The sequence below is a fragment of the Stenotrophomonas chelatiphaga genome, assembly GCF_032054965.1.
Classification (GTDB): domain Bacteria; phylum Pseudomonadota; class Gammaproteobacteria; order Xanthomonadales; family Xanthomonadaceae; genus Stenotrophomonas; species Stenotrophomonas chelatiphaga.
The window spans coordinates 59214-73486 of sequence record NZ_DAMBRS010000017.1 but is presented as its reverse complement, the minus strand read 5'-3'; the positions used below and the strand labels follow the sequence as shown (position 1 = coordinate 73486).

Below are 14273 nucleotides of genomic sequence, written 5' to 3'. Positions count from 1 at the left end.
TCATGTAACCCTCGGAGGTTGGATCAGCTGTCCAACTCCCGGGGGTCACTTCACCCTGGGGGCTCGCTTTTCGCATCCATGCGAAAAGACGGTCCTGCCAACGCCCCCTACCCCGCCCCCCCCGACAATCCCCGGTGGCCGGGGGAAAAATAGAAAAGCAAAAGCAAAAGCAGACAGCCGATCCAACGATCGGCTGTGACGCTTTGCTTTTGCTTTGCTTTTTTCTCCCCCCGCCGAGGCGACCGTGTCGAAGGCGGGTGGCGGTGGGCTAGGCGGGACCGTTAGAGCCGCATGGATGCGGCGACGAGCCTCCAAGGACGGATTCAAGGCGTGTCCCGTCTAGCCTACCGCCACCCGCCAAACAGACAGACACCACGGCAGCCACGCTCTCAGCGGTAACCGTTACCGTGCCGGCAGGTACTGCTGCGGGTCTACCGGCTTGCCGTTGTAGCGGATCTCGAAATGCAGCATGTCCCGGTTCGCGCCGGTCCGGCCCATTTCGGCAATCTGCTGGCCGGCCTTCACGCTCTGGCCTTCGTTCATCAGGCGCTTGCGGTTATGGCCGTAAGCCGACAGCCACTGCTCGTTGTGCTTGACGATGATCAGCTCGCCATAGCCCACCAGGCCCGCGCCTGAATACACCACCACACCGTCGGCGGCCGCCTTGACGGCCTGGCCGCTGGTGCCGGCGATATCCACGCCCTGCTTGGTCGTCTCACCGGCCACGAACCGGCCCACCACCGCCCCATCGGCCGGCCAGCGCCAGTTGATGCTGCTGCGCACCGGCGGCGTGGTCGCAGCCGGGGTCGTCGTGGTCGTGCTGCCACCGGACGCGCGCGGCGCGGTGACCACGGTGGTCGGCACCCGGCTGCCACCCGCACCCTGCGGATACAGGCGGATTACCTGGCCGGGGTAGATCGTCGACGGATTGGACAGGTTGTTCCAGGCGATCAGATCGGCCGGCGTGATGCTGTGGATGCGCGCCAGCGCATAGACCGTATCGCCCTTCTGCACGCGCACCGTCTTGCCCGGCTGGGCGATGGATGCCTTCGGCGTGGCCGATGCCCCACCGCCACCGGAGCCGGAGGGGCGCACCACGGTGGCGGTACCGCAGGCGGTCAACGCGGACAGCGTGATGGCCAGCGCGCCCAGGCGCAGCCCCCTGTTGAAACGATCAGCACTCATGCGAACTTCGACCTCCATACAAGCCAGGCAACCAGCACCACCACCATCGCGGTGGCGATCCAGCCCAGCGGTTCAATCCAGCGACGCAGCGCCGCCTCGGCGCGCGGTCCACCGATGCGGATCACCGCAGCCAGCACGAACACGCGCTTGCCACGCCCGATCAGCATGCTCAGCAGATACTGCGGCATCGGTACCCCGACGATACCCGACGCCCATGTGAAGACCTTCATCGGGATCGGCATGAAGCCGCCCAGCACCAGGAAGGTGAACACCGCCCACGGCGACTCGGCCATCTTGGCCTGCACGATCGCGATGCCGCGCTCGATGCCCGGCAGCATGCCCATGGTGTCCAGCAGCGGCTTGACCGCCTCGAAAGCGAAATGGCCCAGCGCATAGCCGACCACCGCACCCACCATCGAACCGGCCAGGCTGAGGGTGGCGAACCACCAGCCGCGCTTGGGCTGGGCCACGCACATCGGGGCCAGCATCACCTCCGGCATTACCGGGAAAATGATCGCTTCGATGAAGCTCAGCACCGTCAGGTAGGTCGGTGCCCGCTCATGGTTGGCCCACTTCAATGCGCGCTCGTACAGCGGCCCGAAAATCTTCATGAATGCCCTGCTCCGTGAAAAATCAGTCCAGCATGCCAGACAGCAATGGGACGAAGGTGACCGGCGCCAACACGGACTGCGTGATGCTGCCATCGGGCAGGCGGTCCAGCTGCACCAGCGACTGCGCGCCCGGCCCACCGACCGGCGCGACCAGTCGGCCGCCCACCGCCAGCTGATCGATCAACACATCCACCAGCGCCGGCGCTGCGGCGGTGACTACGATGGCGTCGTAGGGCCCATGTTCCGGCCAGCCCGCGCGGCCATCGTCATGCTTGGTGCGGATGTTCATGGCCAGCGAACGGAACCGCTTGCGCGCCTGTCGCAGCAGGTCGCCGATGCGCTCGACGGTGAACACCTCCAGGCCGACCGCGGCCAGCACGGCCGCCTGGTAACCCGAACCGGTACCCACTTCGAGCACGGTCTTCGGCGCAACCTGCAGGATCGCCTCGGTCATGCGCGCGACGACCCAGGGTTGGGAAATGGTCTGGCCATGCCCGATCGGCAGGGCGGTGTCTTCGTAGGCCCGCGAGGCCAGCGCTTCATCAATGAACAGATGACGTGGCACCACGCGGATGGCGTTGAGGGTGGCCTCATCGACGATGCCGGCCTCGCGCAGGCGCTCGACCAGGCGATCACGCACGCGCTGGGAAGTCATGCCGATGCCCACCGCTTCGGGCTGCAGTCGCAGTCGCGCGGTCATGCCGGACGGCCCAGTGCGGCGCTCAACCCACCGACCCAGCTGGCGACCTTTTCCAGCGCCTGGTAGCGGGTCAGGTCGACCTGGATCGGGGTGATGGAAATGAAACCGGTACGCACCGCATGGAAATCCGTGCCCGGGCCGGAATCCTGTTCGCGCCCTGCCGGGCCGATCCAGTAGACCGCATTGCCGCGCGGGTCCTTCTGCGCGATGCAGCCTTCGGCGCGGTGGCGGTTGCCCAGCCGGGTCACTTCGAATCCCTTGACCTCGTTCCAGGGCAGGTCGGGCACGTTGACGTTGAGGATCGTGTCGGCAGGCAGCGGATCGGCCTTCAGCTGCGCCACGATCTCCACCGCCGCGCGCGCGGCGGTCTGGAAATGCTTCGGCTCATGGTTGTGGCTGACCAGCGATACCGCCACGGCAGGCAGGCCGAGATGCCGCCCTTCCATCGCCGCCGACACGGTACCCGAATAAATCACGTCGTCGCCCAGATTGGCGACGTTGTTGATGCCCGACACCACGATGTCCGGTTCCTGGTCCAGCAGTCCGGTCAATGCCAGGTGCACGCAGTCGGTCGGGGTGCCGGCCACCGACACGGTGTGCGGATCCAGCCGCTTCAGGCGGATCGGCAGGTCCAGGGTCAGCGAGTTGCTGGCGCCGGAGCGGTCACGGTCGGGGGCGACCACGGTGACGTCGTGCCCGGCCTGGCGCAGGACCGTCGCCAGCATGGCGATGCCCGGCGCATCGACACCATCGTCATTGCTGACCAGGACCCGCATCTGCGTTTTCACCACATGATCGTTCAAGACTTCGCTTCCATCACTGCTGACATGGACGTGGTCACGGCGCTCCCCCGGCGGCGGCGACCTCGCAAGTGCGTCTTGTATTGTGCCGCATGCCGGTCGCAGGGCCTACCCTGCCATGGGTCATTGAGCATCCTCATGACGGCGGCGGCATGCGTTAACCTGTCCCCATGTCGCATCCGCATGACGAAGATCCCGCCGAGCTGTTCCGCTCGGCCATCGGGCAGGTCACCCCGCTGCGAAAAGGCAGCGGCCCGACGCCGTCCGCGCCCAAGCCGCGCCCACGCGCCCGGATGGCTGAACGCGATGAACAGGAAGCCATGGGGGAGTTCGCCCGGCTGCTGCGCGCCGGCCCCCCGCTGGATGCCGGTGATGCGCTCAGCTACCGCCGCGACAACCTGCCCCCGCGGATGTTCCAGCGCCTGAAGAAGGGCCAGTACTCGGTCCAGGACGAACTGGACCTGCATGGCGCCACCGCCACCCAGGCCGAACAGCTGCTGCGCCAGTTCCTGCTGGAAGCGCATGACCACGAACATGGCTGCGTGCGCATCATCCACGGCAAGGGCCTGCAGTCCGATGGCGGCGCGCCGGTGTTGAAGAACCTGGTCGACCGCCACCTGCGCCTGCGCAACGACGTGCTGGCCTTCCACTCCGCTCCCAGCGCGCAGGGAGGCACCGGCGCGGTGCTGGTGCTGCTGGCCCGTAGCTGATCGGCCACCTGCCCACTTCCGCGACGCTGCGTCAGGGACACCGCCTGGGGCCGTGAGGAGTGACGTTTCCCGCTCACGGCGCGCATGGCGATGTCCAGACAACCCGTGATCAGGCCTCATATCCATCTGCCATCTCGATCGCCCGAGCACGCAAATTGTGAGCTGCACAGCGGATTCGCGCTGACAAGGGCGGCGCCCCAGAAAAACTGGGCCGAAACGCCTGGGCCGGTGCTGTGATGCGTACGGGGCCGGATGCGCACTGCGATTCCCGGCCCCGCTTCCATCCAGCCAGGAGATCAACATGAATGCCGGTACGTGCGTTTTGACAACGCTTGTTCTCGTCTCCGCCCTATGGGCACCCACCGTCCACGGCAGCTCCACGGACGGGTCCGCGCTGATGCCGCGCGGCACCACCCCGAACTGCGATGCGGCCGCGCGGAGTTCGCCCGCGAAAGCCACCTGCTCACTGGATGCATGGGGTCGTCCTCGCGCTTGCTTCGTGCAGGGCAACTGCAAGACAAGGGATGGCAAAACCCAGTACAGCGACATAACGGTTGCCGACGCGGACGTTGCGAGTCTGCACAACTGTGATGGATACCTGCGGGTGGGCGGCTGCTGATCCGAACAGGCCCATGGCTGTGGGCCAGGTGCGCGCACCCGGCCCACCTTTTCTAATGGGACGCGTCGGTGACCGGTCCGAGCTCGTGCAGCACGGCGGTGGCGTAGCAGCCCGGCGGCAGCGCGAAGGACAGTTCCAGCACGCCCTCCTGCAGCCAGTTGTGCTGCAGCAGCGCCGGACGCAGACGCAGCGAACGGCGTTCGTGCTTCAGGCCTTCGGCCTCCAGCCCGGCACGCAGTGCCTGTGACTGCTCGTCGTCGATCGCACCCAGCTCCAGCGCGCGCGCGGCATCGCTGCTGCGCAGGTCGCCGACACCCCACAACGGGCCACTGGGATGGATGTCGAAACGCGCCAGGCGCTCGGCCAGCACCTCGCTCCACGGCTCCGGGCCGAACACGCTGCGGCTGCCATCCAGCATCCATACCTCGCCGTCGATCGGCTGGTCCCAGCTGCCCTGCTCCACGCGCGCGGCCAGCACGCGGTTGAACAGCGCAGAGCGCGCGGCCGACAGCAGCAGCGAACGCTGGTCCTTGCGCATGCGGCGGCCGCCGAACATCGCCAGCGCCGCCGGCACGTTGCCACCATCGCGGCCGAAGCGCTGTTCGCCGAACCAGTTGGGAATGCCGCGTTCGGCGATCTGCTGCAGGCGTGCGTCGATCGCCGCGGCATCACCGTCCACGTCGCGCAGCACCAGCTTGAAGCGGTTGCCGGCCAGCGCGCCGCGCTGCAGCTTGCGGTTGTGCCAGGTCGAGGACACCACGTGCACTTCGTCGCTGTCCAGCAGGGCCAGGTCCGGCGCCACGCGCTTGGGCAGGTGCACGCTGAAGCGCTGGGTCGTGACCGCGTGCCGATCCTTCATGCCGGCGAAGCTCACCGCCATCTCCGGCAGGCCGGCCCACTGCGCCAGCAGCTTGGCCACGTGCACCGTGTTGGCGCCGCGCTTGCGGATCTCCAGCAGCAGGTGCTCGCCTTCGCCAGTGGGCTCGAAGGATGGCAGTTCATCGACCTGGAAATCATCGGGCGTGCTGCGGATCAGCGCACGCGCGAACAGCGGCCCGCCAAAGGCCAGCGGCAACGGCGTCATGCCGCCACCAGCAGCACGATGGCCTGCGCGGCGATGCCTTCCTCGCGACCGGTGAAGCCCAGCTTCTCCGACGTGGTCGCCTTGATGCTGACCGCATCCAGCGGCAGCTGCAGCAGCTCGGCGATGCGTTCGCGCATGGCCGCCGCATGCGGCCCGACCTTGGGACGTTCGCAGATCACGGTGATGTCGGTATTGCCGACCCGCCAGCCGCGCGAACGCAGCAGCACGTCGCAATGGATCAGGAAATCGCTGCTGTCGGCGTCCTTCCAGCGGTCATCGCTGGGCGGGAAGTGCTGGCCGATATCGCCCAGCGCCAGCGCGCCGAGCATCGCATCGCACAGCGCATGCAGGATCACATCGCCATCGCTGTGCGCCAGCACGCCGGCGGTATGCGCTACGCGCACGCCCCCCAGCATGATGTGGTCGCCCGGGCCGAAGGCATGGACGTCGTAACCCTGGCCGATGCGGACAGGCGGGAATGGAAGCGTGGTCATCGGAACAGCCTTTGCGGTGCAGCGCGCGCGAGGATCATCCGGCGCGACGTGAAAGTACGAATTCGAAGCGATCCAGGTCCGCCGGCGTGGTGACCTTGAAGTTGTCTTCGCTGCCCTCCACCAGCAGCGGACGCTGGCCCTGGCATTCCATGGCCATGGCATCGTCGGTGACCTCGATGCCGGACGCCGCCGCATCGGTCAGCGCACGTGCCAACTGATGGCGACGGAACAGCTGCGGTGTCAGTGCCCGCCACAGCCGCGCGCGCGGCTCGGTCCCGTCGATGCCACCATCGTCGCCGGCACGTTTCAGCGTGTCGCGCACCGGGGCGGCCAGGATCGCGCCAACCGGGTCGGCGCGGCCCACTTCCAGCAACCGGCTGAGATCGGCAAGGGCCAGGTTGGGCCGCGCTGCATCATGCACCAGCACGAACTCATCGGCGCGCACGCTGTCGGGCAATGCAAGCAGCCCGGCCAGCACCGACGCCGCACGCGTGTCGCCGCCGTGGCAGGTCAGCACGGGCTTGCCGGACCATTCGGTCCAGCCCGGCCAATCGACGTCGTCGGCACTGATGACCACCATCGCCCCGGCCACGGCCGGATGCACCAGCAGCGCATCCAGCGTATGCGCCAGCAGCGTCTGCCCGCCCGCCTGCAGGTACTGTTTCGGTACCGGGGCACCGAAACGGCTGCCACGACCGGCGGCCGGTACGATCACCCAGATCGCCGCGCTCATGGCACGTCCGCCGGGTGATCGGTCGGCACCGGGCCGGCCGAAGGCGCCTGCACCGGCGCGACCGGCGCATCTTCGACGACGCGGTAGAACTTCTCGCCGGGCTTGATCATGCCCAGCTCGCTGCGTGCACGCTCTTCGATGGCGGCCTGCCCCTCTTTGAGGTCCTGCACTTCCGCAGCCAGCGCATCGTTGCGCTGCTGCAGGCCATCGTTGTCACGGTTCTGGTGCTCGACCTGGGCTTCCAGGGTCATCACTTCGCCTGAGTTGCCCGGGCCGAACCAGAAACGGTACTGCAACCATGCCAGCAGCAGGGCCAAGGCCAACAGCGCCCACCGCCAGTTGCGCATGGGATCAGCGCTTCAACGAAACGAAGGCATCACGACCGGCGTAGCGCGCGCCGGCACCCAACGCTTCTTCGATGCGCAGCAGCTGGTTGTACTTGGCCACGCGATCGCTGCGGCACAGCGAACCGGTCTTGATCTGGGTCGCGGTGGTGGCAACGGCGATGTCTGCGATGGTGGTGTCTTCGGTCTCACCGGAACGGTGCGACACGATGGCGGCGTAACCGGCACGGTCGGCCATGGCGATCGCTTCCAGCGTTTCGCTCAGGGTGCCGATCTGGTTGACCTTGATCAGGATCGCGTTGGCGGTGCCCGAATCAATGCCTTCCTTGAAGATCTTCGGGTTGGTGACGAACAGATCGTCGCCGACCAGCTGCACCTTCTTGCCGATGCGGTCGGTCAGCAGCTTCCAGCCGGCCCAGTCGTTCTCGGCCAGGCCGTCTTCGATGGTGATGATCGGGTACTGGTTCGACCAGTCGGCGAGGAAGTCGACGAACTGCTCGGAGGTCAGGCGCTTGTTCTCGCCGACCAGGTTGTACTTTCCGTTCTCGTAGAACTCGCTGGAGGCCACGTCCAGCCCCAGCAGCACGTCGTCACCGGCGGTGTAGCCGGCCTTGCCGATCGCTTCCAGGATGGTGTCCAGCGCTTCGACGTTGCTGCGGAAGTCCGGCGCGAAGCCGCCTTCGTCACCCACGGCGGTGCTCAGGCCATGGCCCTTCAGCACGGACTTCAGCGAATGGAAGATTTCGGTACCGGCGCGCAGGCTTTCGGAGAACGAGCTGAAGCCCACCGGCAGCACCATGAACTCCTGGAAGTCCACGTTGTTGTCCGCGTGCGCACCGCCGTTGATGATGTTCATCATCGGCACCGGCAGCGACGGGGACACGCCGGTCTTGCCGGCCAGGTACTGCCACAGCGCCTGCTTGTTCGATGCGGCTGCGGCATGCGCGGCGGCCATCGAAACACCCAGCAGCGCGTTGGCGCCCAGGCGCCCCTTGTTCTCGGTGCCATCGAGGTCGATCAGGCGGCGGTCAAGGCCTTCCTGGTCGGTGGCATCGAAGCCGGCCAGCGCACCGGCGATGGCGCCGTTGATGTTCTCCACGGCCTTGCGCACGCCCTTGCCCAGGTAACGGGTCTTGTCGCCGTCACGCAGCTCCACCGCTTCCTTGGTGCCGGTCGAGGCGCCGGAGGGCACGGCGGCACGACCGAACGAACCGTCCTCCAGGATGACGTCGGCTTCCAGCGTGGGATTGCCACGGCTGTCGAGGATTTCACGGGCGTGGATGCTGCGGATCGTACTCATGGGCTGGCCGGTTACCTGTCTGTAGAGGAAGGCGACAAAAACGAATGCCGCGTGATTATCCCCGCACGGCCGCCCATTGCCAAATCGGCGGCTGAATCCCGTGCCGACACGCCCGCAGCGGGGTGTCTAGAACAGGCGCGGCACCAGCAGGCAGGCCACCAGCAAGGCCAGCAGCGCAAGCGAAGCGATGCCTGCGGCCGGCCGTTGCGGCAGGCGCAGCGACAGCATGCTGGCCACCAGGCAGCCGACGGTCACCAGCGCGCCGAAGGACAGGGTGATCAGCAGGGGAATGCGGGTCGCCCGCATGGCGTGGTTGCCATCGCCGGGCATGCCGACACTGGCAAGCACCAGGAAGGCCAGCATGAACACGCTGGCCCACGCCGCCAAGGACAGGCCGAACGCCATCCAGCCCCATGGCCAGTGCCGCCACTGCCGCCGCTGGCGGCGCACAGCGAGCGCCGCCCACGGGTCAAGACTCATGCGAAGCGCGAGAAACCGTGCTTCTTGGTCACCGCATCGAGCTCCATCAGGGTCTCCAGCAGTTCTTCCATGCGGTCCAGCGGCCAGGCGTTCGGGCCATCGGACAGCGCCTTGGACGGGTCCGGATGGGTCTCGGCAAACAGGCCGGACACCCCGACGGCGACCGCAGCGCGCGACAGCACCGGCACGAACTCGCGCTGGCCACCGGAGCTGGTGCCCTGCCCGCCCGGCAGCTGTACCGAATGGGTGGCATCGAACACCACCGGGCAGCCGGTATCGCGCATCACCGACAGCGAGCGCATGTCGCTGACCAGGTTGTTGTAGCCGAAGCTGGCGCCGCGCTCGCAGACCATGATCTGCTCGTTGCCGGTCGACTTGGCTTTTTCCACCACCGGCTTCATGTCCCACGGGGACAGGAACTGGCCCTTCTTGATGTTCACCGGCTTGCCGGCGGCACACACCTTCTTGATGAAATCGGTCTGCCGGACCAGGAACGCCGGCGTCTGCAGCACATCCACCACCGAAGCCACTTCGTCCATCGGCGTGTACTCATGCACGTCGGTCAGCACCGGCACGCCGATCTGCTTCTTCACTTCGGCCAGCACCTTCAGGCCTTCTTCCAGGCCCGGACCGCGGAAGGCGGTGCCGGAGGTGCGGTTGGCCTTGTCGAAGCTGGACTTGAAGATGAAGTTCACCCCGAGCCGGTTGGTGATTTCCTTCAGGCGACCGGCGACGTCGAGCTGCAGCTGCATCGACTCGATCACGCAGGGGCCGGCGATCAGGAACAGGGGCTGGTCCAGCCCGACCTCGAATCCACACAGTTTCATGGCGTTTCCTTGTTGTGGCGCGGCGCCGGCGCGTGCCGGCAGGCATCAGGGGTTCAAGCGCGGAACATGGGGGCTGCATGCCCCCACTGCAAGTCAGGCGTGGGCTTCGGCCAACGGCTGGCCCGCGGCCTTGCGCTCGCGCGCGGCACGGATGAAGCCGATGAACAGCGGGTGGCCGGCGCGCGGGGTGGACAGGAATTCCGGGTGCGCCTGGCAGGCCAGGAACCACGGGTGTGCGCTGCGCGGCAGTTCGACCACTTCCACCAGCGTGTCATCCATCGACTTGCCGGCGATCACCAGGCCGGCATCTTCCAGCTGGGTGCGGTAGCGGTTGTTGAACTCGTAACGATGACGGTGGCGCTCTTCGACCACGTCCTTGCCGTACAGCTCGCGGGCCAGCGTGCCCGGCTTCAGGCGCTGCTCCTGCAGGCCCAGGCGCATCGTGCCGCCGAGGTCGCTCTTGTCGTCACGCTTTTCCACGTCGCCGCTGGCGGTGCGCCATTCGGTGATCAGGCCGATCACCGGGTCCGGCGACTGGCGGTCGTTCTCGGTGCTGTTGGCCCCTTCAAGGCCGAGCACGTGGCGGGCATAGTCCACCACCGCGGCCTGCATGCCGTAGCAGATGCCGAAGTAAGGCACCTTGTGCTCGCGGGCGTACTGCGAGGTCAGCACCTTGCCTTCGAAGCCGCGGTCGCCGAAGCCGCCAGGCACCAGGATGCCATCGACATCGGCCAGGGCGGCCATGTCGCTGCCTTCCAGCTCCTGCGCTTCCAGCCACTTCAGGGTGACCTTGGTGCGCTGGCGCAGGCCGCCGTGCTTGAGCGCCTCGCCCACCGACTTGTACGCATCCTGGTGGTCCACGTACTTGCCGACCACCGCGATGGTGACCGCATCGAGCGGGTTGAGCGTGGCATCCACCGCGTCTTCCCACATCGACAGGTCGACCGGGCCGGCCTTGTCGGCCAGCTTGAACTGGTTCACCACGATGTCATCCAGGCCCTGCGCATGCAGGCCCATCGGGATGCTGTACAGCACGTCCACGTCCGGCACGCTGATCACCGCGCGCTCGGAAACGTTGGTGAACTGGGCGATCTTGCGGCGCTCCGAATCCGGTACCGCCTGCTCGGAACGGCACAGCAGCACATCCGGCTGGATGCCGATCGAACGCAGTTCCTTGACCGAATGCTGGGTCGGCTTGGTCTTCAGCTCGCCGGCGGCGCTGATGTAGGGCACCAGCGTGAGGTGCATGAACAACGCCTTTTCCGGGCCGCGTTCGGTGCGCACCTGACGGATGGCCTCCAGGAACGGCAGCGACTCGATGTCGCCGACGGTGCCGCCGATTTCCACCAGCGCCACGTCGAACCCTTCGGTGGCTTCGTCGATGCAGCGGCGGATCTCATCGGTGATGTGCGGGATGACCTGCACGGTGGCGCCGAGGTAGTCGCCGCGGCGCTCCTTGCGGATCACGTTCTCGTAGATGCGCCCGGTGGTGACCGAGTTCTTGCGGCTCAGGCGGGTGCGCACGAAACGCTCGTAATGACCCAGGTCCAGGTCGGTCTCGGCACCGTCATCGGTGACATACACCTCACCGTGCTGGAACGGGCTCATGGTGCCCGGGTCGACGTTGATGTACGGATCGAGCTTCATCATCGTGACCTTCAGGCCACGGGCTTCGAGGATGGCGGCCAAAGACGCGGCGGCAATGCCTTTGCCGAGCGAGGACACCACGCCGCCGGTTACGAAAATCAAGGGAGTCATGGCTGCAAGCATCCTGTATTGAATTGGGAAACGGCCACGCCCCTCCGGCCCAACGGGCGGGGGGTAGGCAGAAAGGGGGATTTGCGACTCGCCGAGGCAGCGAGGGGGGAGCTGAGGCGGTGGCCAGCGAGCGAGGTCAGCTTGGCCGTGCCGGTCGTGGAGACCGTCACCTGCGCCCAGCCTTGCTGGCTGCCACGCATGGCCTTGCCAGTCCAATCGCTGATGGTGGACACGCACTACTCCCGGAAAGCGATAGTTTACAGATTGAAGGCCCCAAGCCCAAGGGGCAGCCGACAACCGGGCAAAAAGAAGGCCCCGGCAGAACCGGGGCCCGGGCACGCAAGCGCGGCAGATCAGCGCTTCTTGCGGGCTTCCTCCTCTTCTTCCTCGCGCTGCGGGACCTGCTGGCCGCTGGCCTTCAGCTCGGCATTGGCCTGTGCGCGGCGCTTGGCCTTGGCATCGGCTTCGGCCTGCGCCGGATTGGCCTGGTCGCCCTGCTGCGGCGCCGGCTGACCGGCGTTCTGGGCCAGCGCCAGCGGTACGGCGACCACGGCAGCGGCAACGATGGCAATGGTAAGCAGCTTCTTCATGGAGTCCTCCTCGCGGTAACGACTCGAAAATGGGGGCGCTGGGGTCACTTTCCCAGCTGCGGCCATTTTAGCCCCCCTGCCGCCCCGCCAGATGAACCGCAGGCGTGCAAAATCCCTGCCCAGACCGCACACTTGCGCGTCGCTCCAACGCTTTGAAACATAGATGAACACCCGCTATAACGCCGCCGATATCGAAGTCCTGTCCGGCCTTGACCCGGTCAAGCGCCGCCCCGGCATGTACACCGACACCACCCGCCCGAACCACCTGGCGCAGGAAGTGATCGACAACTCGGTGGACGAAGCGCTGGCCGGCCACGCCCGTTCCATCGAGATCACCCTGTACAAGGATGGCAGCGTGGAAGTCAGCGATGACGGCCGCGGCATGCCGGTGGACATCCACCCGGAAGAGAAGATCCCCGGCGTGGAACTGATCCTGACCCGCCTGCATGCAGGCGGCAAGTTCAACAACAACAACTACACCTTCTCCGGCGGCCTGCATGGCGTGGGCGTCAGCGTGGTCAACGCGCTGTCCACCCTGGTGGAACTGCACATCAAGCGCGAAGGCGCCGAGCACCGCATCACCTTCCGCAATGGCGATCTCGCTTCGCCGCTGGAAGTGGTCGGCAGCGTGGGCAAGAAGAATACCGGCACCCGCCTGCGCTTCTGGCCGGATCCGAAGTACTTCGACACGCCCAAGTTCGCGGTGCGCGCGCTCAAGCACCTGCTGCGCGCCAAGGCCGTGCTGTGCCCGGGGCTGACGGTCAAGCTGACCGACGAAGCCACCGGCGAAGTGGACACCTGGCATTACGAGGACGGTCTGCGCGACTACCTGAAGCTGGAACTCGGCGAGCGGGAAATGCTGCCGGGCAACCTGTTCGTCGGCCACGTCAAGAAGGAAAACGAGATCGCCGACTGGGCCGTCGCGTGGATGCCCGAAGGCGAGCTGGTGCAGGAAAGCTACGTCAACCTGATCCCCACCGCCCAGCACGGCACCCACGTCAACGGCCTGCGTACCGGCCTGACCGAGGCGCTGCGCGAGTTCTGCGACTTCCGCAACCTGCTGCCGCGCGGCGTCAAGCTGGCCCCGGAAGACGTCTGGGACCGGGTCGCCTTCGTGCTGTCGATCAAGATGACCGACCCGCAGTTCAGCGGGCAGACCAAGGAACGCCTGTCTTCGCGCCAGGCCGCCGGTTTCGTCGAAGGCGCCGCGCACGATGCCTTCAGCCTGCTGCTGAACCAGAACGTGGAAATCGGCGAGCGCATCGCGCAACTGGCGATCGAACGCGCCAGCGCGCGCCTGAAGACCGAAAAACTGGTGGTGCGCAAGAAGGTCACCCAGGGCCCCGCCCTGCCCGGCAAGCTGGCCGACTGCATCAGCCAGGACCTGTCCCGCACCGAGCTGTTCCTGGTGGAAGGTGACTCGGCCGGCGGCAGCGCCAAGCAGGCCCGCGACAAGGACTTCCAGGCCATCATGCCGCTGCGCGGCAAGATCCTGAACACCTGGGAGGTCTCCTCCAACAGCGTGCTGGCTTCCGAAGAAGTGCACAACCTGGCCATCGCCATCGGTTGCGATCCGGGCAAGGAAGACATCAGCGGCCTGCGCTACGGCAAGGTGGTGATCCTGGCCGACGCCGATTCGGACGGCCTGCACATCGCCACCCTGCTCACCGCGCTGTTCCTGAAGCACTTCCCGGCGCTGGTGGATGCCGGCCATGTGTTCGTGGCGATGCCGCCGCTGTTCCGCATCGACGTGGGCAAGCAGGTGTTCTACGCGCTGGATGAAGAAGAAAAGCGCACCATGCTGGACAAGATCGAGCGCGAGAAGATCAAGGGCGCGATCAGCGTGACCCGCTTCAAGGGCCTGGGCGAGATGAACCCGCCGCAGCTGCGCGAATCGACCATCCATCCCGATACGCGCCGGCTGGTCCAGCTGACCATCGATGATGGCGAGCAGACCCATTCGCTGATGGACATGCTGCTGGCGAAGAAGCGTGCCAGTGATCGGAAGGGGTGGCTGGAGACCAAGGGCGACCTGGCG

At 66.6% G+C, this 14273-nt stretch carries 15 protein-coding genes; 2 read left to right on the top strand and 13 right to left on the bottom strand.

The features are described 5' to 3' along the window. Positions 1-402: 402 nt before the first annotated feature. The 4 genes from RTX79_RS16820 to surE are packed head-to-tail and all read right to left on the bottom strand — an operon-like array spanning position 403 to position 3272. Complete coding sequence (locus RTX79_RS16820) at positions 403-1185, bottom strand: peptidoglycan DD-metalloendopeptidase family protein (RefSeq protein WP_312684911.1); 783 nt, start codon at positions 1183-1185, stop codon at positions 403-405. Then, positions 1182-1796 (bottom strand): YqaA family protein, encoded by a 615-nt coding sequence (locus tag RTX79_RS16815; protein ID WP_057508320.1) that lies wholly within the window; start codon positions 1794-1796, stop codon positions 1182-1184. Before RTX79_RS16815 ends, RTX79_RS16820 begins: the two co-directional genes overlap by 4 nt. A gap of 22 nt (positions 1797-1818) precedes the next feature. Then, a complete protein-coding gene (locus RTX79_RS16810; RefSeq protein WP_057508319.1) occupies positions 1819-2496 on the bottom strand; it encodes a protein-L-isoaspartate(D-aspartate) O-methyltransferase in 678 nt (225 codons plus the stop codon). Beyond that, positions 2493-3272 (bottom strand): 5'/3'-nucleotidase SurE, encoded by a 780-nt coding sequence (surE, locus tag RTX79_RS16805; RefSeq protein ID WP_123699572.1) that lies wholly within the window; start codon positions 3270-3272, stop codon positions 2493-2495. Before surE ends, RTX79_RS16810 begins: the two co-directional genes overlap by 4 nt. 194 nt (positions 3273-3466) lie before the next feature. Here surE and RTX79_RS16800 point away from each other — a divergent pair, with 194 nt between their 5' ends. Continuing rightward, a complete protein-coding gene (locus RTX79_RS16800) occupies positions 3467-4006 on the top strand; it encodes a Smr/MutS family protein (protein WP_312684908.1) in 540 nt (179 codons plus the stop codon). 671 nt (positions 4007-4677) lie between these two features. On the opposite strand, the gene truD is transcribed toward RTX79_RS16800, so the two are convergent. From truD to RTX79_RS16755, 9 genes are all read right to left on the bottom strand, one after another. After that, positions 4678-5709, bottom strand: coding sequence for a tRNA pseudouridine(13) synthase TruD (truD, locus tag RTX79_RS16795; protein WP_312684905.1), 1032 nt, complete (start codon positions 5707-5709; stop codon positions 4678-4680). Then, positions 5706-6203, bottom strand: a complete 498-nt coding sequence (ispF, locus tag RTX79_RS16790) for a 2-C-methyl-D-erythritol 2,4-cyclodiphosphate synthase (RefSeq protein ID WP_057508316.1) — start codon at positions 6201-6203, stop codon at positions 5706-5708. The genes truD and ispF overlap by 4 nt, the downstream gene beginning before the upstream one ends. Before the next feature lie 34 nt (positions 6204-6237). Beyond that, positions 6238-6936, bottom strand: coding sequence for a 2-C-methyl-D-erythritol 4-phosphate cytidylyltransferase (ispD, locus tag RTX79_RS16785; protein ID WP_123699379.1), 699 nt, complete (start codon positions 6934-6936; stop codon positions 6238-6240). Next, on the bottom strand, positions 6933-7283 hold the full coding sequence (gene ftsB / locus RTX79_RS16780; RefSeq protein ID WP_057508314.1) for a cell division protein FtsB: 351 nt from the start codon (positions 7281-7283) through the stop codon (positions 6933-6935). The genes ispD and ftsB overlap by 4 nt, the downstream gene beginning before the upstream one ends. A 4-nt stretch (positions 7284-7287) precedes the next feature. Beyond that, on the bottom strand, positions 7288-8580 hold the full coding sequence (gene eno, locus RTX79_RS16775; RefSeq protein ID WP_057508313.1) for a phosphopyruvate hydratase: 1293 nt from the start codon (positions 8578-8580) through the stop codon (positions 7288-7290). Positions 8581-8706: 126 nt separating this feature from the next. Beyond that, complete coding sequence (locus tag RTX79_RS16770; protein WP_083491984.1) at positions 8707-9060, bottom strand: hypothetical protein; 354 nt, start codon at positions 9058-9060, stop codon at positions 8707-8709. Further along, entirely contained in the window at positions 9057-9887 is an 831-nt protein-coding gene (gene kdsA, locus RTX79_RS16765; protein ID WP_312684897.1) for a 3-deoxy-8-phosphooctulonate synthase, read from the bottom strand. Before kdsA ends, RTX79_RS16770 begins: the two co-directional genes overlap by 4 nt. A 93-nt stretch (positions 9888-9980) precedes the next feature. Further along, positions 9981-11645: a CTP synthase gene (locus RTX79_RS16760; RefSeq protein ID WP_057508311.1), complete on the bottom strand. Its 1665-nt coding sequence runs from the start codon at positions 11643-11645 to the stop codon at positions 9981-9983. Positions 11646-11998: 353 nt separating this feature from the next. After that, complete coding sequence (locus tag RTX79_RS16755; RefSeq protein WP_312684895.1) at positions 11999-12235, bottom strand: hypothetical protein; 237 nt, start codon at positions 12233-12235, stop codon at positions 11999-12001. A 163-nt stretch (positions 12236-12398) separates the two neighbouring features. Between RTX79_RS16755 and parE the strand changes: the two genes are divergently transcribed. Beyond that, positions 12399-14273, top strand: a 1875-nt coding sequence (gene parE / locus RTX79_RS16750; protein ID WP_312684893.1) for a DNA topoisomerase IV subunit B, incomplete at its 3' end; no start/stop codon positions are given.